Genomic DNA, 19,992 nt, shown 5'->3' with positions numbered 1-19,992 from the left:
TTTCAGAGACTCGGCGATCGCCTTCAAGTCAAAACCAATATACTAATTAATCTCCTATCTTAGCTTTGGGATCATGTCATCAGTCATCTTTTTAGGGGAGTCAGAAACTTGTATTACGGTAGAACTGCCACTGTATCTTACTCATTGATATTATCTATACCCTCAAATTTCCAACCTGTTTTCGTCTTTTCAAAATAATATTTAATTGGACGGTTTTGGCTTGATTCAGGTAGCTGTTTGAAGGTGCAGTAAACGGCATAACCCTTTCCCTCTCGCTCCGGTTTGGTTATTTGAAAACATCTTTTTGCATCGGCTTCCATATTCAAAATATCGTCGTAATCTTTCACAAATTGAGCTTCTGTTTTTATACTTTCTACTCCAAATGGCATCGAAAGCGGAAATTTTGTCAGCCTGGCAACGGTGGCTTTGTCATTGTTGACTACCGCAATTTTGAATTGTTGCCAAAAGGAATTAAAATCAGTTCCAGCAGAAACATTCGTGGATATGTATAAAAAACCGGCAAAAAAAACTCCCATTAGTAAATACCCGTTTTTGAACATAGGTTCACCTCTTTTCCATTTACAAAGTTTACAAGTTTCCATTACAATCTATAACTAGCAAGCTAAATAAGAATGAAAAGAAAAAAGCTTTTGTGTATGTGCTCTATAAAAAAGAGTGGGTAGACATATTTCATCTGCTCAAAATAGCTAACTTTCAGAGAATAAAAAGGTTAAAGTTCTTAAAATTTACCTGAATGGTATCCGAGTTGATAACATTAAACAATCAATCCATTATTGATGATAATTCTAACTCAGCAATAGTTCTGTGGGGAGATTATCAATGGTCTGTTTAAAAATCTTAATATCATTTAAACCCTGAGATAAAATCAAGGAACCTTGCACCAAAATAACTGCTTTTTCAGCTTTTTGTTTCGCCACTTTTTCTTCTATTCCTTCTGCCATTAAAACCTTGGCGATCGCCACAATCCAAGTTTCAAATAACCGTTGGACCTGAGCATGAAAAGTATCGCGGGCAGAACCCGACAACAAAATCGCAAATAAACAAGGTTGTTCTCCTCCTTCATACAGTTCCAACAGGCGATCGCCCATGCGTTGCAATTTGAGCTGGGCTGTTCCATCTCCCTGAAGACTTGGCAACAGATTTTTGTCTAACCAACCCTCCACATAGGCTAACACCGAAGTCATCATCTCCTCCTTACCCCCTGGAAAATGATGGTAAAGACTCGCCTTACCCAAGCCCGTCGCCGCCGCAATTTTGGAAAGGGTCGCACCATCGTAACCATACTGACGAAACAATTGCAGCAAACAAGGTAAATAATTGTCCTTCGGCATTTTTCCCATCTCCCCAAACAGTTTTGTGTTTACCCCTTGACACTATACCAAACGTTCGGTTGGATTGACTTTATACCGAACGAACGGTTCATACTAAAACAAAAAACCCATGATTAAGCTCTATGGCCATGAATTATCGGGAAACACTTACAAGGTCAAGTTGCTGCTGTCCTTACTAGCATTGGATTACGAATGGATTAAAGTGGACTTAATGGTAGGAGCGCACAAACGGCCTGAATTTCTAGCGTTGAATCCCTTTGGACAGCTCCCCGCATTGGTGGATGGTGAGACGGTACTAGCAGACGCCCAGGCAATTTTGGTCTATCTAGCACGACAGTACGGCGGCGATCGTTGGTTGCCATTGGAACCTTTACCCCTAGCTCAAGTGGTGCGTTGGCTATCAACGGCGGCCGGAGAAATTCGTCAGGGACCAGAATCCGCCCGTTTATACCATCTCTTCAGCGCAACCAACATTGATATAGAACGAGCTAATCAAAAAGCCGACTTTATTTTGTCTCAATTGGATCAACATTTAACGGAACGAACTTGGTTGGCATTGGCACAAACCACGATCGCCGATGTAGCAGTGTTTCCCTATGTGGCTTTAGCGGGTGATGGGCAAATTGATCTCCGTCCCTATCCCAATGTTTTAACCTGGATTGAACGGGTCAAAAAGTTGCCTGGTTTTGTGGGCATGATCGGCATCGAAGAATTAGTTATTACTTAGGAGAAGGTTATGCCCCGAAAATTTGGTGAGATTGCTTTTACCCCCGAAGTCCAAGCCGCCCAGAGCGATCGGGGTTCACGGCAAACCTATGAACGGTATATTGCCAATGGCGACAGTAACGATACCATTACGCCAAAAATTGCCGATTTTATTGCCCAATTGGATGGTTTTTATTTGGGAACAGTGGGGTCTAACGGTTATCCCTATATTCAATTTCGCGGCGGCCCTCCAGGCTTTCTTAAAGTGTTGGATGAAAAAACCTTGGGCTTTGCGGATTTCTCTGGCAATGTGCAGTACATCACCGTTGGCAATCTGTCCGGTAATGACAAAGCCTTTTTATTTTTGATGGATTATCGCCACCGTAAACGCATTAAAATTTGGGGTCGTGCCCATTATCTGGAAGGGGAATCGGAGCTACTGCAAACATTGCGACAGAGAGACTATTCTGCACCTGTAGAAAGGGCAATCTTATTTCAAGTTGAAGCGATTAGTGAAAACTGTCCTCAACATATTCCCATTCGTTATTCTGAGGCGGAAGTTACGGCCATGATTGCTCCCCTCCAGGCTCGTATTGCTGAGTTGGAAAAATCTGAAATGGTTTGAGATGACGCTCTCGTTTCTACTTTCACAAAAGCAACGGAAATATTAACTGAATCTTTTAATTGAAGATAATTAACCATGACTGAATTTATTTCCCGCCCCCCTTTACCGCCCTTTACCCTGGAAACAGCAAAAGCTAAAGTGCAAGCAGCTGAAGATGCTTGGAATACCCGTGACCCGGAACGAGTCATCTTAGCGTATACCCAAGATTCTGTGTGGCGTAATCGAGCCGAATTTTTTCAAGGTCGAGATAAGATTCGAGAATTTCTCACCCGTAAATGGAATACAGAGTTAGATTATCGGCTCAAAAAAGAACTTTGGAGCTTTACCGATAACCGTATTTCTGTCAAATTTGAATATGAATATCACAACGATTTAGGAAAATGGTATCGAGCCTATGGCAATGAACAATGGGAGTTTGCCTCTAACGGTTTAATGCAAAGACGGGAAGCCAGTATTAATGATTTGTCAATTCAGGAATCAGAGCGCAAATTCCGTTAAATATAATCATCAAATTAGGATTAAATTATGATTTGAAAAGATTCTTTCCAATGTCGTTGCCTAACATCTTAAAGGATTAGGAGACCATTAAAATATCCTAATTTTTGATGCGGTAAAACTCCCCAATCACCAATTTGATATTCTGCGTAGATGTCAACTCAACGGCAAACAAGATCCAGAGATTTTTGTCATTGGAAGCACTACTGATCCACACTCGGAATGGGTTGGGGAATTTGAACAGATTTGGCAAGCTAATCGGAAAAGAAGAAAGCCTTAAAAATTTCCTCTGCTGGTATTCGCTGTGTCAGTGCAGCCTGGGGTATCTAATTCTTTTACCTGATTGTTGAAAAATTAAGGTTTGACCAATGGTTGATATTTGTTGGGAGCAGTTACATCGATCTGCTATCGAGGTTCGACAAAATGCCTATGCCCCCTATTCTCATTTTTTAGTGGGGGCGGCAGGGCTAGTGGACGACGGGCGAATTGTTGTGGGCTGTAATATCGAAAATGCGTCCTATGGTCTAACCCTTTGTGCGGAGTGTGGCTTGGTCTCCCATTTGATGGCCACTGGTGGGGGATGTTTGGTGGCAGTGGTCTGTGTTGATAGTCAGGATAATTATCTTGCTCCCTGCGGCCGTTGTCGTCAGGTCTTGTTAGAGCATGGGGGTAGGGAACTGCAAATCATGACTCCCATCGGGCCACTATCAATCACTGAATTATTGCCCTGGTCATTTGGCCCAGAAGATTTAGACCGGATTGGTGGATTGAAGGCAAACCCAAAGAACTAGCCACACTCAAGCAAGCTACTTTCCTACCTTTAGGTATGGGAGATATGTCAAGGGGCTGAACTGCCACCAGTCTGTGAACAGATTTTCATTGACAACACCATTAATGAAGAAAGCACGAAATAAAGAATTTTGTTATGGGCACAGATAGCTTAATATAATGTCATAGCAAGAAATAACGAAATCTAGAAAACACGAAATGAAGATAATTGCCGTGACTGGCTATAAGGGAGGAGTGGGTAAAACCATCACCTCAATCCACATTGCTCGTTACTTGGCCGATCAGGGGAAAGTGTTGTTAATTGACTCTGACCCTAACCGTTCGGTGGAGAAATGGGCAGCCCGTTCAGAAAAGGAACCCCTTTTTAAGGTCAAAAATGAAAAGTCTGCTCCGGCCCATATTGCCGGGAATGATTTTTTGGTTTTGGACACCCCAGCTCGCCCTGATAGTAATGAACTTAAAGAAATTAGCCAAGAAGCCCATCTAACCATTCTGCCCTGCGTACCAGATGCCATCAGCCTTGACCCCATGCTCCAGATGTTTCACGACTTATACCCAAGTGCCATCTACCGGGTTTTGATTACCATTGCTCCTCCTTATCCGAGTAAATCAGCCGATGAATTGCGGTCTGTTCTAGCTGAAAATCGGATTGAAGTTTTTAAAGGATTCATCCGACGCTCAGCCTCGGTGGTTAAGGCCATTGATATGGGGGTGACCACTGCGGAAATGAAGGGACGGGATCATTACCCTTGGCAAGATTACAAAACTATCGGCAAGGAAATTATGGAGGTTATCAATGGGACGGCTCAGTAAGGTATTCGACACGGCAAAGGCGGAATCCACACCAGAACCAGAAATAACGAAAGCAAGAAGTAGCGAATTCGTTAATTTGAATTTTAAGGTGACTTCAGAAATGCGTCGCAAGCTCAAACAGTATGCGGCTAAACATGATCTTTCCCTCAAGGATGTGTTTGAAGCGGCTCTAGATTTTTACATTGAGCATCATCCCTAGCCAAAAAAATTTACTAGGGGTTTAGAGTGAATGATTAAAAAATTACTAGGGGTTTGCCATGAAGGATGACCGTTATCCCCTCAATTGGAGTCAGATTGCCACTGCCAAAAAGCAGTCCGTTGGTTGGGTCTGTGAACGATGTGGGGTGCAATGTCTCAAGCCTGGGGAGGGGAAGGGATTGTCAAAGGAAGAACGGTATCGGCTCAGGATGGCAGTTCACCACTGTGATTATGATCCTGGTAACAATACCCTTAGCAATCTGATGGCTTTATGCTCTCCTTGCCATCTCCACTATCACCGCAGGCAACAGGGCAATATCACACCGGGGCAATTATCGTTGGAATTTTGCTACGGAATAAAAAATATTTAAAACTCTTCGTTGTCACCACTGCCAGTTTTATTTCTGGGCCAAGTTGTTTCCTGTGGCGATCGCCAATTCATCATCGAAGCAATAAAGATTAGCAATAATTTGCATTAAGCTATGGGTAATCAGAAAAATTCTAGGATAGAATTAGGGTTGTGGGAGTCATTCAATATTTTGCAAAATCATTGAATGAAAACTAATCCTAACAATATTTTAAATTTTCATTATCCCATGTGTTTCGGGGCAAACGGGTGGGGTCACATCTTCACCCTTCCATGGCCCACAAAATTTTGAAAGCAGCAACGGATAGGATTGGAGTGAGGGGAGTATCGACCCATTCTTTCCGCCGCACTGCGTTAACTATGATGTGTCGCAAGGGCATTAATTTGCGGGTTATTCAAAAGATTAGTGGTCACAAGAATTTGAATGTGTTGTCCCATTATCTGGAGGTTTCTGAACAAGAAAAAGAGCAGGCTTTATCTACAATCTCATTTTGATATGGACTATCATTTCGGTACATTTGACACCATGAAGAATGCCTTGTAACCCTGGTCTTTTGAAGTTTTAGTATAAGACTCTGCATAAAGACGGTCAGGGCTAATATAGTCTGAGTTCTTCGGCGATCGCCTAGTTATGGGGTTTAGCCGTTTGCGTTCTGCGATACGTTCTGAGGTGTTGAGTTGCAGAAGTTTGACCGTTGTGCGTCCTTCGGGGGTTAGTCCTTCAATGTGATGGTGACTGGGGCTAAAGTGCTCACTCCAGGACTGGGTACGAGGGTTGAAGAGAAAACAAAATTCGTTGGTGTGAGGATCGAAGGAGCCTAAGTCGCTTCCTTTGTGACGATTACAACGCCAACAGGTTAGAGCAAGATTCTCGGAAATGGTTTGTCCTCCGTGTTTTTCCGCGATGATGTGATCAAGTTCATGGGGGAAAAAGGAAAGGTTTGCTGGGAGGCGACAGTATTCACATTGGTCATTTGCTCGTTCTGTGACTAGGCGGCGCAGGGCAAGAGAGATATAGGTTTTGCTCACAGTTAGCCGACTAAGTTTTTAAGGTTGCCTGCTTTGAGCATAACGACAAGATGTTCGATTCGTTCATACTCCTCAAGTTCGGCCTGTTCTGAGGGGGTCAGGTTTTCTTCTCGATTCAAGAGGTTTCTTAAGCGTTCCTGCATTTCTGGGGTGGGTCTGAAGTCTGAGATTTGTTGGGGAGTAGGATTGCTAGCGATGAAGTTCAGAATGTGGCGATAGAGGTGGGCAGGTAAGGGGGGAACCGGTTTGAGAATGTCGGGTAGGCGATGGCGTAACCACTCTGAGGGGTTTTCTCCTGCTTGTACTATTTGCTCTAGGAGTTCGTCGGGGAGGTCTAGGGTGATTTGGGCCATGTTTGCAGGTTGGAGTGGGGAAAGGAACGATCTCGTAGAGATGGGCAGGGCACTCATTAACATTATTTTAACTTTGCCTGCGGAGCTGCGCGGGGACTAGATTATGCTGGCGATCGCCTAATGCTCGTGAGGGAATCCCAACGATAAGGTTCACGGCTAGGGAATAACCGTATCCACGCCAACAGGTGCTCAACGCCTTACGGCATCAATGGTTTGGACACTACCTTTAACCCAGCCGGTGGACTCATCAAACCAAGGTGCTCAACGCCTTACGGCATCAATGGTTTGGACACCCATGCCTGCTATGTTGCCTGGGACGGAAAAACGTAGTGCTCAACGCCTTACGGCATCAATGGTTTGGACACGGCGATCGCACTAACAATTGCCCCGCCCGCCACGCGTGCTCAACGCCTTACGGCATCAATGGTTTGGACACGGGCAAAATCCCCCACAATTGGCATGAGCAAATCCGTGCTCAACGCCTTATGGCATCAATGGTTTGGACACAGGGTTTCCCTGGTCGTGTCAATGTCCAGATCTGCGTGCTCAACGCCTTACGGCATCAATGGTTTGGACACCAGAAAGCATTGTGATATTATCCTGATGCACGGTATGGTGCTCAACGCCTTACGGCATCAATGGTTTGGACACATATCAGGGACGATAATATCTGCCAATCTTACGGTGTGCTCAACGCCTTACGGCATCAATGGTTTGGACACTATAGCAAATCCGCTTGAAGTTTCTGTAATTGTTAGTGCTCAACGCCTTACGGCATCAATGGTTTGGACACACACAAAATATCCAGATTGGGGACACGGTGATAAAGTGCTCAACGCCTTACGGCATCAATGGTTTGGACACCCCCCCGCTGGGTTTGGGTGGCTCCAAATTCCAGGTGTGCTCAACGCCTTACGGCATCAATGGTTTGGACACACTTCGATCCAAAACAAGTGTTAGTTCCATTTGTAAGTGCTCAACGCCTTACGGCATCAATGGTTTGGACACGGCGACTTTCAAAAAGATTACCATGCGTACCTTCTACAAGGATTTTACAAGGTGCTCAACAACTCAAATTTCAAAAAAGACAAGTCAAGGAAAATAGAGTATGAGAGATTTTCACAATTTAGACAGAACAAAGGATACAGCATTTACAAGGATCTAACTGATGGGGGAAAGACTTCAATTGCTTATCAGATCAAGCATTGAGGCTCCTTGGACAAAATTCGTGAGAAGACAAAGACAGATCTCTGCGCTTAGTCAAATTACCCGAAAGCCACCCCCTTCTAATATCCAAGTATTTTGGCGATTATATTTTGGTAAATCCTTGACACATTGAGCTGACAGCCTAATTAAAATTAGGTCATCCTCAAGAGTCAGAATCTTTTCCAACTCCCAGCGCAACTTTTCACGCATTCGTTGACTAAGCCAACAGCGAAAAATGGAGTATTGTAGGCGATCGCCATACCCCTCAAGTAGTTTGTAAGCTTTACGCCAGCGTTTAGGACAACGGATGTCATAACAAATCAAATACCAATTTTTGAGTTCTGCCATAATTTTCCCTAGCGTAAAATCAAACGACCAAAGAGACCGGCTTCCCCCGACCATTCTTTTTCGAGTAGACGTACTTCCAACTCAAATAAACGGCGGTAGGTTAGGGAATAGCCTGTGGCAGGATGTTTCCACTTTTCTGACTTACGGGCCTCATAGATTTCAATAAACTTACGTCGTCCCGATTCACTAAGCCAAACTTGTTGGCCCCGGATATCAAAATCTTCCGATTCATGCCATTGCCCCCGATTAAGGGAACTGATAATCGTCATGTCAACTAATGGCACTCGAAAAACTTCCATCAAATCCAATGCCAAGGGCGGCGCTTGGGTGCGGGGTTGGTGATAAAACCCCAGTGCTGGCTCCAAACCCACGGTGAGAATAGCGTTCATCACATCCTTGATCAGCAACGCATAGCCAAAGCTGAGTAGTGCATTGAAACGATCCTTGGGAGGGCGACGATTACGCCCAGCAAAACGCAGATTATCGGGAACATCTTCTGAGAGAAGTTCCGATAAAGCCGCAAAATATAACGCGGCCATATTGCCCTCATACCCCAATAAAGATGCTAGAGATTCAGAATGTTGAACAAGACGCACAACCGCCTTAATTTGGTCGATTGCTTGTTCCACTATTGGAAGCGATTCTTGCCGATTACGCTTGCCTCGCATCAAAAATTTTCGTTGACTTTCACCGCGACAATAAACTAATTTTTTTGCCAAACTGAGAGTAAAATCTGGCTGAGTTAACGCCTGATATTGGTGAATACGTCTTTGAATACTGCCTTGACGAGTATCTAAACTACCCACATAACGCCCTCCCCCAGAAATGAAGTGGATACCAACATCTTTGTAAGAAAGAAAATGCAGAGCTTGGGTAGAAAGCTGGGAAAAGCTATGAAGCACCACCTGACTAACTTGTTGCACCGATAATTTTTCAATTGGTTGATCGCGCCGTGTAATTTTCAGTTGTTCCCCGGTACGACCAACACGGGTTCCCGGTTCCAAAATATGAATAACTTCGCGCTCATCATCCTGGGGAAATAACCGGGTCGGATGCCATTCTTTATTGTGAGCAAGACGGGCTTCCTCCGGTAAACACACCGCTGCCAGAGAACAACGGGTACAAAGATGTTCGTTGTTGGTTACGGCTGGACGATAGGGCGATCTCACAGAGATCCGCTTCGCGGTGCGCCGCAGAGCTTTAGCTTCTTGAATGGCCGTCTCTACCGAACATTTTGCTGCTTGGTCAAAGGGAATATGAACTAAAACATTGTCTGCATGGTAACGAATACGCCCCTCCGCTACCGTGATACCTAGTGCGACTTCCAGAAGGTAACAGTAGGCCAAAATTTGTAGGCGATCACTTTCCCAGGCTTGGGGCTGCTTATTTTCATCCCGGTAGCAACGCCCACGCTTATGCTCATAGGGAATCGTTTCACCGTTGCGGGTTTTAAGCGCATCTACCCGTCCCCGTAAACCCAAAAGCTCATCTTCGAGATAAAGGTCTAACCATTCCTCATCCTCGTTTTTTTCAAGTTCCTCATGCAAGCGCCGTCCGGCAAAAACCGCCGCATCTTGGGTGTAAAGTTCCTCGACTTCTTCTAAGTAGAAAAGACGAGGACAATAAGCATAAGCATGAAGAGAACAAACTCGGAGGGTATCTTCCGTAATTTGTTGAGTTTCTTGTGGTTCTAATGTGTACATAAGAGTAAGTAAAATTCGATTACTTACATTCTATAAAAAGACCCCTGCAAAAATCTTTCAGGGGTGAAAATAAATACGAGAAATTTTAGGTGATTCTGCTACCTATCAAAACCATGCGTGAGTATCTAAAACAATCATCGTTCTGCATCCCAATTTTCATCGATAGGACTCAAAACATCGTTTTCATAGACAATACTATTTTTAAGGGGATTGTTGGTTGACCAATCAGCTTGATTTGGAGAAGTGGATACTTTTTGCTTAAGGGCAATCATAACGCCATGTAAAATATTGATCGTTAGATCATCAACAGCATCTAATTCGGCCTTAAATTGTTCACGAGTAATCATGTCTGACACCTGATAATTCTTTAATAATCAATTTACCCTGGTAACTGTTGCCAAGCCTTTGCGGGTGGCTCCAACCTGAAATCACTAGGAGAAAATACTTTGATTGTAGTTTGAGTATTATTCTCTCTGTCAATCCATAAAGTCAGACGGCAAGCTCCTTGATTCGGTCTGGTATCTGGTTCTAAAGGACAATACCAACTAGCTAAATCTGGCTTTTCAATGGGATAAATCTCATCAAAAAGAAAATTATTGTCCCCAGCAAACGGCAATCCATAACGATTAATTACGGTTTCTCCCTTTAAACCTTGGTCAAGTTTCTGCCAAAATTCAACCGGAGATTGTAGTCCAATAATCAAATCAAGATTAACTAATACCTCCCGTCGCACCGGAGCAATCCAATATTTAGAACCAAAAGTTCTTGAAGCAAATTCCTTGCCAGAGTTACCCACTGGATAGTTATGCAACTGCTGATTAATTAAGGAAGTTGAGGACGGTTTAACCTGACCAATGGCGATCGCCAGTTTAGGTAATTCGGCTTTGGGTTTAATCAGCGTTACTTTACCTTCCACCTCCTGTCGTTGTTCAATCCCCGCTAGATTGAGCAGTAGCCCATATACTGCTGAAAAAGAGGGAACTGGTGTGGTAGAACGAAAGGAACCCGACTGAAAGGGTCGGAAAGCCGCAAAGGGAGCTTTAAGCCGGAGATATCGGGTAACTGTATCTAAAGCCAATGCTAGCTGTGCCATTGGTTATACCCCCAGAAAACTATCTGCTAAGTCGGCAAACAATTTTTCAGGATTGGCATAAAGATGGGCCCCCATCGCTTCTAATTGAGCTTTTTGTTCTTGATCCATTTTCCGCACCAGTTCACCTCCTAACCAAAATTCATTGGCCGGTAGATCAAGATTGTCACTATCAGTAGCAGTTAAACGAGACAATTCAAGCCAATTTCCCTCAGCATCAAACCCATAGGTCTGATAACCGGCGACCAATTTTGGCGTTAACCGAGCCACCACAGACCGGGGTGCAAATTCATAATAAGCACGGGCATGACCCCCTGCGACTCCATTTAATTCGGCGATCGCCTGCAATAGGGCTTTGACCCACTCTGGTTTTGCGGCGCAATCTTTACCGGCTAAAGCAAAGGGATATTGAAATGCTGTATGGGTAACTTCCCGATGGAGTAAGGCCGAAGAGGTAGAATTTTTCCAGGCACTATCCCCAGCATTAAGAGGAGATTGATAAAACACCGTGTCGTATTTATAGGGATTCACAGCCACCGCCATATTGCACCGAAAAATGCTATCCCGCTTCGCTGGACGGTTCAGCTTTTTCATTTCCTTGGCATCGTTAGTTTGGGCAACCATGTAGCCAAACAAAAAATCATCGGCAAATTTATCGGGGTTAGGATACTCCTTAAATTCAACCGCTAACTGATCTTCACTGTGTAAGCGAGTGCGATTGTTAGGTTGACCCAACTCAATCAACATTTCCCGCAGGGCATTCCGCATCGACTCGGGGCTGATAATGGCATACTTTTGTCCATCTTTAAGGATTTTTTGGATCACACTGCGATTTTCTTCCGATTCCCCCCGATAATTACTCGCAGGGGCAGGATAAGTTAAAATCGTGGCAAAAAGATTGAGGTTACTCATGGTGTTTAAAGTCAAATGGTAAGAAGGTAAAAAATTACTCGCCTAGGGGCATCAATGGATAAAAATCTTGCCAAAACGAAAACTTACTCTGTTTCCCCTTGTCTTTTGATGGGATATTGACTAGATAAGGCGAGTAGGGTTAATGAGCGAATTTCATCCGTATCTTGGAAAAGTTTTTGGGCAAAGTCCACAAACTCGTCTTGTCGAACATGGGGATAGAGCGTTGAAACAAAGTAATCAATAAAAGCCTGCTTTTCTGTACGAGAACGAATTGCCAAAAAAGCTTCATTGACTACCTTTTCTTTCTTGTCGTTATATTCCCGCTCTAGCTTAGGATTTCCTTTACATTTGCTCCATTGTAAATCATGTTTACTGGATAGCTTGCTGAGTACAAATCCTTGGGCAATTTTGTAAACAATTTCAGCATATTCGCGGGTTTTAGTTGTAGCAACAGTCATGTCAAAATCTCCTTTTTGAGTAAATAATTGACGGGCATCATGGCTAAAGTAACTATTGTTTTCCTTGAGCCACCTTTGAGGAATACGGCTTAGTAGATCACCAAAGCCATACCAGGGATGACGTTTAAGCCAAGACTGTGAAGCGAGATCAAACTTAGGATTCACTAAGTTCAATAAAAGTTGACGACGAAACCAGGGACAATAATAAGAATTTTTGATGGCATTGTAATCATCGACGCTTTCTTCATTAGGTTGAAGATAGCTAACAGAATGTAACTTAATGCTATTACCCTGCTTTTCCGCATGAATAACTTCAACTCCTACAATCAAGTCAGATAAAAGACCAGACCCTGCTTTTTTGGCAATCCGCTGTTTAATTAAATTAAGTAATTCCAATGCTCCTTGTTCAGGAACATCGATAACTGATTCTTGAGGACGAAAACCAAAAGCCTTAGAATTTCTATTACTTAAAACATCAGGTAAAATATCGCAAAAATCTTCAAGATTAGCAATATCAGGAATCACAATAACATAGCCATTAAAATTTCGCTTTCCATCTTTATCTAAAATATAAGGACAGTAAACTTGAGCGACAAAAGCCCAAAAATGCAGTAAAAATTGCCATTTTATTAAATCATCAGTAGAAACATTTTCAGCATTAACCGCCATTGCTCCTAGATAGAAAGCACCCGATTGTCCTGTTGTCTTTTCTGCATTCTGTAAGCTTTTCCAAACAGATTCAACATCTTTAGAAAATGAGTCACCTGCATTTAAATTAAGACCACAGCGATTATTGAATGGATTACGAGTAGCAGGAACACCCTTGATAATGCTCCAGAACATATCTCGCCAAATTCTAAGCCAAATCTGTCCATCAGATTTGTCCCATCCTGCCAAAAAGCCTCCTTGGGGAGTAATCACGTCATAAAAATAATACTTTTGGATTTTATTCTTACCATTTTCCTCGATTTCAATTTCATCAACCCTTTTAAAGTCCTTGATTTTACTTTTTGATTTTCTTTCCTCGGTAAAGGATAAGTAAGCCAAATCAAATAGAGCGATTAAGCCTTCCAGATTAAGCTGAATACTAGCCCCATATTGATCGAGGTTTTCAATGCTTAAAAGAACATCTTTTTCTTTTTGGCGAATCTTGAACCATGGCCATTTTTTCAGTTCTCGGATCATTAAAATGAGTCCTGCTAAACCAGCACGATGTTGTGCAGAAGGTAACTCAGCTAAATTAAAGTCTAGTGTTAAGATTTCTGCTTGAGTTTTAGGCATCGTCTCCAAACCCTCGTTTTGATGAATAAAATTTACTGTCGGCAATTTCAAGGTATTTGGGCAATTGTGGTGGCCTGTGTGAAAAACCCTGGAACTTATACTTTTTAGGAACTGGCACAATAAAGCCATCAATAGGCTTTGGTGGGTTACTGTTCAAGTATTGAGTAATTTCTCCTAAGTCTTCCGTCAGAACCGCATTAACAGCAAAGTCATCAATTTTTCTAAAAGGTTCATCGGAGCTTGCCCAATAACCCTGAGTAACAAAAGGGGCTGAACCATCCGAATATCGTCCAGGCGGTGAATGTTCTTTGAGTTTCTCTGCCAATAGCTTTTGGCTTGCTCGACCCAATACATCATTGATAAATTTTTCAGCAGGATCTAGATCATCTTTTTGTTTATAGGGTTTATCTTTCGGTGGCTTATAAACATAAATTTTTGAAGGTTCAGTCTTATCGTTCTTGTCACCGCGATTAGATCGCCCAAAACGTTGTACTAATGAAGAAATGGGAGCCAGCTCTGTGATCAATACATCTGCGTCCAAATCTAAGGACATTTCACACACCTGCGTTGTAACCGCTATGGCCGCTTTTTTCTCTCCTTGAGCTTGATGTAAAGCAAATGCTTCTACTGTCTCTCGGTGACGGTTTTGGCGATCGGCCAGCTTAAAACGACTGTGATAGGTCAAAACTTCAGTTTTCAGTAAACATTCCAGCTTGCGTGCCTTCTCTCGACAGCGATCAACGGTGTTGACAACCCATAACACTCGTTTTGAGTCTTGATAGGCTTTAACGGCAAGGTCTAGCGCGGCTTCTTCATTAGTGTGAGCAATCAGATACCGCTCCATCCCTTCCGCCTTTTCAAGTTCTGCCAACTCTGAGCGATCAGACGTGGGAAAAACCTCTAACCCTAACCCGTCTTTGTCCTTATCAAGTTGAATCGTTAAATCCTCAATGCGAGTTTGGGGTAACGTGGCCGTCATACAAAGAACCGGAACGTCAAAAGTTTTGAGAAAACAGACCAGGCTATCAAACATCTCTGGCGAAAAACTATGGATTTCATCAATTACCACCACGGAATCTGCCAAAACTGGTAATAAACAAATGCTTTTATAGTTGTGGGTCAAAAATGAGAGAAACTGGTCAACGGTTGCCGAAAAAAAGCGTTTTCCCCAGTAACCCAAAGCATAAAGTCTTTCATCAGCTTGATAATCCTTGCCTTCATTTGCTTCCGTTGGATTCTTGGCGATCGCCTGCAATTCATAGGTGGCAGTTCCGGTTAATAGACTGGCATCAGCTTCAGGACACCAGGAAACATAATCTTTAAATCCTTCCGTTGCCGTTCCACGAGTCGGATAAAGGAAAATAGCACGGCCTGCCTGATGCTTGTTCAGAACACCTTGCATCCATTTATAAGCAAAAATCGTTTTACCCGACCCACAGCCACTCATCAGTAACAAACGAGAACTTAAGGTTTCTGCTTTTTCTTGGAAGCGTTTTAACTGAAACGGTTCGTTAATCGATTTCTCGACTTGGCGATAACGGGGATGAAGAATTTTTTCCTCAATCTCCTCTGGTGTAATGGAATTTGTATGGAGAGTTTGGTTAACCCAATTGGCAATCGCCTCTGAATCTTGAGTGCGATAAATACCAGAAGCAACAGAATCACTAGCGATTAGTCCCGCTTTAACCGCTAAAAGTAGACCTTTTAAAGAGTCATCTTTTTTGGCTTGACGAGTAAATTTCCTGCCTATTTGATTAGCATCTTTATAAATATTTTCCAAAAAAATATCTCCCTTAATCCACTTTTTAGGCAATTCAGGTAGTTTGCTGTCAACATCCAATAAATTGGCAATTTTGTTAAGAATACGGTCAACTTCTTCATGATTAAAATAAAGTTTAGTCTCAACCTTATCTCCTGATTTTTGAGGTTCATCCCATTTATAATCTCCATCAGGACTTGCTTTTAGGTGATGGGATAACACCGCCGCTGTAACAACTTCTAGGTTAAGATTACTTTTTCCCAACCATTGCCTGACTTCAGGTAAGTGAAGCACTAAGGCGCTGATCCATTCATGGCGTAACGTTTGTGGGACAAAGCCTTTAGCTGTAACAGCTTCTATAAATTCGTGATTAGCTTTACCCAGATCGTGAAATAAGGCCGCTACCCGCAAGTGCAATAAAAACTCATCAGGGTCTTTAACCTTAAAAAAACGACACCAATTGTCAAGCATACGACCTTTGAAAATCACTAAAGCCGCTGTTTCTGTATCCAATAAATGCTGCTCAAGGGACAAAGGCTTTTTTTGTGGATCAGTCGGTAAACTCTTAGCCAAGAGTTGCTTCAACATTTTTCTTATTTCCTGAATTAGTAGATTTTTTAACTGCGGGATAAAACACACCACAGCCAAGCCGACGTTTCCCTCCTATCCCAACTTGTTGAATTTTCAAAGAATCTTCAGCAGAGAGGTTAGATAATAAAACGCTATAGCCGACAATAGAATAGGTTCTTTCTGGTTTTTTAATTTGCAACGTTAACCGCTTCGGAATCCCCTCATGATTAGCTGGAATCCCTACATCCCCTTCAGTAATTTCAAGGGCAAAAAGTTGCCGTTTTACTGCTTCCAAAAAAGAAATAGGTTCGGTATGACCTTTAATAGTAATGATACGGGCTTTCAGTGATTCTACCGGCTCTAAAGGATGCAAACTAGGATTACCCAGCTCAATACTATATTGACCAATACGAAGCTTTTTACCTGCCAATTGGTAAATGTGGGTAATGTTGTCAATCGGTAAACGCATCCAAAGTTTAGAACCTGGCACTAATAGAATTTTACCCTCTCGATCTGGCTTGCCAGAAATAGTATTAACTGCCAAATCGGGTAAATCGTGAAGGATAGGAAACTCTTTGGCGATCGCCGAATACAAATAATAATTGTGATCGGCATTAAGCACTGTACCTTTTACAGGAAAGGCCAAATCAATAAAGTTCATTATAATCACCAATTAATCATTTTGAATTGCTTGAATTACTTGCTTAACAATTTTTGGATGCAAAATTTTGCCAGAATGAAATGGAATTACAACTCTGCGTGATTGTTTGCCATAAATACGATGGCTACCTTCACTTCGTAACAATTCAAACCCAGCATCCAAGAGCATTTTCTCAGCTTGTTTTGCAGTTAAACGCGGTATTTTAGGCAACTTGAACCTCTGTCATCATTGCAGTTAACTCTTTATCAAAGAGTTTTTGTTTTTCCTCCTTCGTCAACGTAGAAAGGTATAATGCAATGGCTTCTTTGATATTTTGCTCAACTTCTTCCAAAGAATCTCCCTGAGTTTGACAACCCTCTAAAGCAGGACAATAAGCATAATAGCCAAACTCATCCTTTTCAATAATGGTCAAAATTTGATGCATTTTGTATTAGTCTCCATAAAACGTATAGTTTACTTTTAGCAAATACTTACTTCCCATCAAAAAGTCAGACAGGGAGTAAGTCATTAAGCAATTACAAGCCCCTATCTTTGGCGTAGTCTTTTTGTAGCCAGTCATCAACGCAAAGACAGTCATCAGATAGCGGACAAGCCAATTGACGTAGTTGCTGATTCTCACTGATTAAACGCTCTACAAATTCCCTGTCGTGGTAAGAAGATGTAGATATTGAAGGGAATAAGCCTGAATCCTTGAATTTTTGGCGGTTTTCCATAATGATCAAATTAGTTTTGTGAAAGCGACCCTATCCCATGCGGACGGCGGTCGTCTTTTTGTTGCTTCATTCTAGCATAAGTCTCTCCGATACCACTCTTATCATTAGATTTTTTGTGAGGGCAGACACGGAACGCCTTATGGCATCAAAGGTTGAGAGTATAGGAGGGTAATCCGATACCGCACTTATGTGCTCAACGCAGTCTGATTGCGGGCCAACCAGTTGCATCAATGGAGGTCTGCCTATAGCTATAGTAACCTCTTGCATTACTCCCAACCTCCAATTTCGTTTTGTCGGGCCATTGCCTCAGTCTCTTCCTGAAGCAATTTGACCAGTTCCGGTGGAGACTTGGCCAAAGCATCCTTGCCGTAACCTAACACCCACCGCTTCACCTCCTGAAGTCCTCCCACTTCCAGATACAATGTCAAAGACTCGTTAGGATGCTCATCAATCCTTTGGGAGGGATGCCACTCCCGCTCTCTGATATAGGGAGCAGCCCTCGATGCAAAATCAATCACTACTTTATGAAGGCGATCGCCCTTTTCCACTTGAAACGCATTCTGACTATACTTTTTCCAGTCAAAGCTAGGGTCAGGTTCAAAATGCTCATCTAAGATTCGATATTCTCGAATACGGTCTAAACGGAACTCCCGAAATGCTTGGCGATTATGACAAAAAGCAACTAAATAGGGGTTACTACCCCGATAAATATCCAAATAATAGGGGTCAACAATACGTTCCGATTCTTCATTCCTGCCTGCAGTGTAATAGCGCATCCATAATGAACGTGACGACCTCCAAGCCTCATGTAAGACCTGATAAATATCCGGGTCAAGATTTAACAATTCTGCCCCTGGTTGAAAGTGAATCCGCTCATCGACTAATCGTTCTAAATCCACCCAAATCTTTTGCGGTAAACGAGCTGCTAACTGCTTAATGGACGATTGTAATTCTGCTTCATAGGCAGACCCAGAATAAGCTTCTAATGCCCTTGCACCCAACGTCAAAGCAAATAATTCCCCTTGGGTCAAAGGGATTGTTGGTAAACGCCAAGTATTATCTGAATAGTAGTAGCCTTTAGACTGATTGAATTGAATAGGAGCATTAAATCTATCTCTTAAAAAAGCAAAGTCGAGACGAATCGTTCTTTCCGCTACACTTAACTTTTCAGCAATTACTTTTGCTGTATATCGAATAGGTGAGCGAATATATTCATCAATTGCTAGTAGTCGTTCAAGCTGTCGAGGGGAAAGTACATTTTGAGCCGTCATTGATTAGTCATCTCAACTCATTACTTACAGCCTAAAATACGGCCCCTGCAAAAAATCTTCAGGGTAAAAAAATATTGTTTTTCAAGACTACCAAGCGTTGCTTAACACGACCAATCCACGCTAGGAAAGGTAACCGTTCATTTTGCCCAACATAGGACGCTAATACCCCCTCAGTCACCGTCAAACCCTGCTGGTCAAGATAAGACTCCAACCGACCAAGTAACGGGTCTGGAACCCGGATCGATAATCGCCTACTTTTCATAACTGACGGTAGGTTTCTACTGTATGACGGAATACTAGCGCAACATAAGATCAGCCGTTGCAAGGTCTTAACAAATTGTGATAGTTAACCAAAAGGTTATTAATCGGGGCTTCAGCGGGTGAGATCCAACTTAGGTCTTTCAAAAACCTGAACGAATACCGAAGGCGGCAACAGGCACAAAATTTCCTGGGCCAAACCATAGGCTTTCCTTGGGCCCTTCACCTCCAGTTCCATCGACGAAAACGAGTCAATCTCTAACTTGTAGTCCCGGCGATAAATCCAGAGCCAGTCGTCGCACTGTGAACCCCATTCCAGACGAGGGAAGTGGTCAGATAGGATTGAAACAATCAACTCAAAGTCTGACCGTCGCAACTCGGCAAAGATAATCCACTCGTTTTGATCCATACTAATTACGACCATTGGGCAATGGGCACAGTGAATTCAGTTTATTACTAGGGGTTATGAAGGAAGATCTATTACCATTCCTCGCCGGAGTCAGCCTCTTGATGCTTTACCTAATCTGGTCAGCAAAGACTGAGATGGGAACCCATTGGCCTTGGCGAAAATAATCACTCCAACCTTTCAGGGCAGACCTTCTGTGAAAACTCGTCCCAACGTCTCAGCAATTCTACTTCCGTTGGGTCTTCGGTGGGTTCCCAGATTTCCAAGGGAAAAACGTGTCGTTGCCGATGGCGGTTAAAAGCTTGCATTGCCGCTTGAGTTGCTTCCCCACGGGCTACGTCCAAAGGATCTTGACTCTTGCAAATGGTTTCGGCATAAACATTGACGGCGATCGCCTGATTGAAGGAATCAGGAAATTCAAGGGGTTGAAATAGAGCAAGCAATATCATCATCACACCGAATCATCCACCCAACCACAGGCCGGACAATCCCAATAAATAGGGGGAGGATTATCCTGGTCAAACCCATGACCACACTTAGGGCAAACTCCAGTAAAAAAGGGGTGAAAGTCCAAGATTTCAAGCTGTTCCCCTGGGGTCAATGTAACAGGCCTATTGGGAGATAGCTCCC

The 19,992-nt window shown here is 42.9% G+C and carries 24 protein-coding genes, 1 pseudogene and 1 CRISPR repeat array; of the genes and pseudogenes, 8 read left to right on the top strand and 17 right to left on the bottom strand.

Features of this window, described 5'->3' with window-relative positions; genetic code table 11:
• Nucleotides 1–137 precede the first annotated feature (137 nt).
• Complete coding sequence (locus D082_RS16815; protein WP_028946487.1) at nt 138–560, bottom strand: hypothetical protein; 423 nt, start codon at nt 558–560, stop codon at nt 138–140.
• A 246-nt stretch (nt 561–806) separates the two neighbouring features.
• Complete coding sequence (locus tag D082_RS16810; protein WP_028946488.1) at nt 807–1,352, bottom strand: TetR/AcrR family transcriptional regulator; 546 nt, start codon at nt 1,350–1,352, stop codon at nt 807–809.
• Nucleotides 1,353–1,461: 109 nt separating this feature from the next.
• Between D082_RS16810 and D082_RS16805 the strand changes: the two genes are divergently transcribed.
• The 8 genes from D082_RS16805 to D082_RS16770 all read left to right on the top strand — a co-directional run bounded on the left by D082_RS16805 (nt 1,462) and on the right by D082_RS16770 (nt 5,839).
• On the top strand, nt 1,462–2,079 hold the full coding sequence (locus tag D082_RS16805) for a glutathione S-transferase family protein (RefSeq protein ID WP_028946489.1): 618 nt from the start codon (nt 1,462–1,464) through the stop codon (nt 2,077–2,079).
• A gap of 9 nt (nt 2,080–2,088) precedes the next feature.
• Nucleotides 2,089–2,682, top strand: coding sequence for a pyridoxamine 5'-phosphate oxidase family protein (locus tag D082_RS16800; RefSeq protein ID WP_028946490.1), 594 nt, complete (start codon nt 2,089–2,091; stop codon nt 2,680–2,682).
• Between the two features lie 75 nt (nt 2,683–2,757).
• The gene (locus D082_RS16795; RefSeq protein ID WP_028946491.1) at nt 2,758–3,180 is read left to right on the top strand and encodes a nuclear transport factor 2 family protein; all 423 of its coding nucleotides are present in this window, start codon (nt 2,758–2,760) and stop codon (nt 3,178–3,180) included.
• A gap of 365 nt (nt 3,181–3,545) precedes the next feature.
• The gene (locus D082_RS16790) at nt 3,546–3,968 is read left to right on the top strand and encodes a cytidine deaminase (RefSeq protein ID WP_028946492.1); all 423 of its coding nucleotides are present in this window, start codon (nt 3,546–3,548) and stop codon (nt 3,966–3,968) included.
• Between the two features lie 196 nt (nt 3,969–4,164).
• Complete coding sequence (locus D082_RS16785) at nt 4,165–4,779, top strand: ParA family protein (RefSeq protein WP_028946493.1); 615 nt, start codon at nt 4,165–4,167, stop codon at nt 4,777–4,779.
• A complete protein-coding gene (locus D082_RS16780) occupies nt 4,763–4,978 on the top strand; it encodes a hypothetical protein (RefSeq protein WP_028946494.1) in 216 nt (71 codons plus the stop codon). The genes D082_RS16785 and D082_RS16780 overlap by 17 nt, the downstream gene beginning before the upstream one ends.
• 58 nt (nt 4,979–5,036) lie before the next feature.
• Nucleotides 5,037–5,348: an HNH endonuclease gene (locus D082_RS16775; RefSeq protein WP_040123008.1), complete on the top strand. Its 312-nt coding sequence runs from the start codon at nt 5,037–5,039 to the stop codon at nt 5,346–5,348.
• Nucleotides 5,349–5,575: 227 nt separating this feature from the next.
• Nucleotides 5,576–5,839: a tyrosine-type recombinase/integrase gene (locus D082_RS16770; protein WP_369796153.1), complete on the top strand. Its 264-nt coding sequence runs from the start codon at nt 5,576–5,578 to the stop codon at nt 5,837–5,839.
• A 144-nt stretch (nt 5,840–5,983) separates the two neighbouring features.
• Here D082_RS16770 and D082_RS17945 read toward each other — a convergent pair.
• The 15 genes and pseudogenes from D082_RS17945 to D082_RS16685 all read right to left on the bottom strand — a co-directional run.
• Nucleotides 5,984–6,373: pseudogene (locus tag D082_RS17945) on the bottom strand (HNH endonuclease); the annotation flags it as partial.
• A gap of 2 nt (nt 6,374–6,375) precedes the next feature.
• Nucleotides 6,376–6,726 (bottom strand): hypothetical protein, encoded by a 351-nt coding sequence (locus D082_RS16765; RefSeq protein WP_028946495.1) that lies wholly within the window; start codon nt 6,724–6,726, stop codon nt 6,376–6,378.
• Nucleotides 6,727–6,911: 185 nt separating this feature from the next.
• Nucleotides 6,912–7,734: direct repeats of the CRISPR family, unit length 36 nt; unit sequence GTGCTCAACGCCTTACGGCATCAATGGTTTGGACAC.
• Nucleotides 7,735–7,986: 252 nt separating this feature from the next.
• Nucleotides 7,987–8,280, bottom strand: coding sequence for a CRISPR-associated endonuclease Cas2 (gene cas2, locus D082_RS16755; protein WP_028946496.1), 294 nt, complete (start codon nt 8,278–8,280; stop codon nt 7,987–7,989).
• An 8-nt stretch (nt 8,281–8,288) separates the two neighbouring features.
• Nucleotides 8,289–9,983 (bottom strand): type I-MYXAN CRISPR-associated endonuclease Cas4/Cas1, encoded by a 1,695-nt coding sequence (locus tag D082_RS16750; RefSeq protein WP_028946497.1) that lies wholly within the window; start codon nt 9,981–9,983, stop codon nt 8,289–8,291.
• Nucleotides 9,984–10,117: 134 nt separating this feature from the next.
• Nucleotides 10,118–10,330 carry a hypothetical protein gene (locus D082_RS16745; protein ID WP_028946498.1) on the bottom strand — a complete coding sequence of 71 codons (213 nt, stop codon included), beginning with the start codon at nt 10,328–10,330 and terminating at the stop codon, nt 10,118–10,120.
• Between the two features lie 32 nt (nt 10,331–10,362).
• Nucleotides 10,363–11,076 carry a CRISPR-associated protein Cas5 gene (cas5, locus tag D082_RS16740; RefSeq protein WP_051738965.1) on the bottom strand — a complete coding sequence of 238 codons (714 nt, stop codon included), beginning with the start codon at nt 11,074–11,076 and terminating at the stop codon, nt 10,363–10,365.
• A 3-nt stretch (nt 11,077–11,079) separates the two neighbouring features.
• Nucleotides 11,080–11,985: a CRISPR-associated protein Cas8 gene (locus D082_RS16735; RefSeq protein ID WP_028946500.1), complete on the bottom strand. Its 906-nt coding sequence runs from the start codon at nt 11,983–11,985 to the stop codon at nt 11,080–11,082.
• Between the two features lie 83 nt (nt 11,986–12,068).
• Complete coding sequence (cmx8, locus tag D082_RS16730) at nt 12,069–13,724, bottom strand: type I-MYXAN CRISPR-associated protein Cmx8 (RefSeq protein WP_071880939.1); 1,656 nt, start codon at nt 13,722–13,724, stop codon at nt 12,069–12,071.
• Nucleotides 13,717–16,071 carry a CRISPR-associated helicase/endonuclease Cas3 gene (locus D082_RS16725; protein ID WP_040123006.1) on the bottom strand — a complete coding sequence of 785 codons (2,355 nt, stop codon included), beginning with the start codon at nt 16,069–16,071 and terminating at the stop codon, nt 13,717–13,719. The genes cmx8 and D082_RS16725 overlap by 8 nt, the downstream gene beginning before the upstream one ends.
• On the bottom strand, nt 16,049–16,714 hold the full coding sequence (gene cas6 / locus D082_RS16720) for a type I-MYXAN CRISPR-associated protein Cas6/Cmx6 (RefSeq protein ID WP_071880938.1): 666 nt from the start codon (nt 16,712–16,714) through the stop codon (nt 16,049–16,051). The genes D082_RS16725 and cas6 overlap by 23 nt, the downstream gene beginning before the upstream one ends.
• A 12-nt stretch (nt 16,715–16,726) precedes the next feature.
• Complete coding sequence (locus D082_RS16715) at nt 16,727–16,924, bottom strand: type II toxin-antitoxin system HicA family toxin (protein ID WP_028946504.1); 198 nt, start codon at nt 16,922–16,924, stop codon at nt 16,727–16,729.
• Nucleotides 16,917–17,138, bottom strand: a complete 222-nt coding sequence (locus D082_RS16710; RefSeq protein ID WP_028946505.1) for a type II toxin-antitoxin system HicB family antitoxin — start codon at nt 17,136–17,138, stop codon at nt 16,917–16,919. The genes D082_RS16715 and D082_RS16710 overlap by 8 nt, the downstream gene beginning before the upstream one ends.
• 555 nt (nt 17,139–17,693) lie before the next feature.
• A complete protein-coding gene (locus tag D082_RS16700; protein WP_028946506.1) occupies nt 17,694–18,698 on the bottom strand; it encodes a YafY family protein in 1,005 nt (334 codons plus the stop codon).
• 373 nt (nt 18,699–19,071) lie between these two features.
• Entirely contained in the window at nt 19,072–19,380 is a 309-nt protein-coding gene (locus D082_RS16690; RefSeq protein WP_040123004.1) for a hypothetical protein, read from the bottom strand.
• A 149-nt stretch (nt 19,381–19,529) separates the two neighbouring features.
• On the bottom strand, nt 19,530–19,814 hold the full coding sequence (locus D082_RS16685) for a hypothetical protein (RefSeq protein WP_238546929.1): 285 nt from the start codon (nt 19,812–19,814) through the stop codon (nt 19,530–19,532).
• Between the last annotated feature and the right edge of the window lie 178 nt (nt 19,815–19,992).

This window comes from Synechocystis sp. PCC 6714 (assembly GCF_000478825.2).
Taxonomy (GTDB): Bacteria; Cyanobacteriota; Cyanobacteriia; order Cyanobacteriales; family Microcystaceae; genus Synechocystis.
The sequence above is the reverse complement of the archived record's forward strand: the minus strand, read 5'-3'. Positions and strand labels throughout refer to the sequence as shown.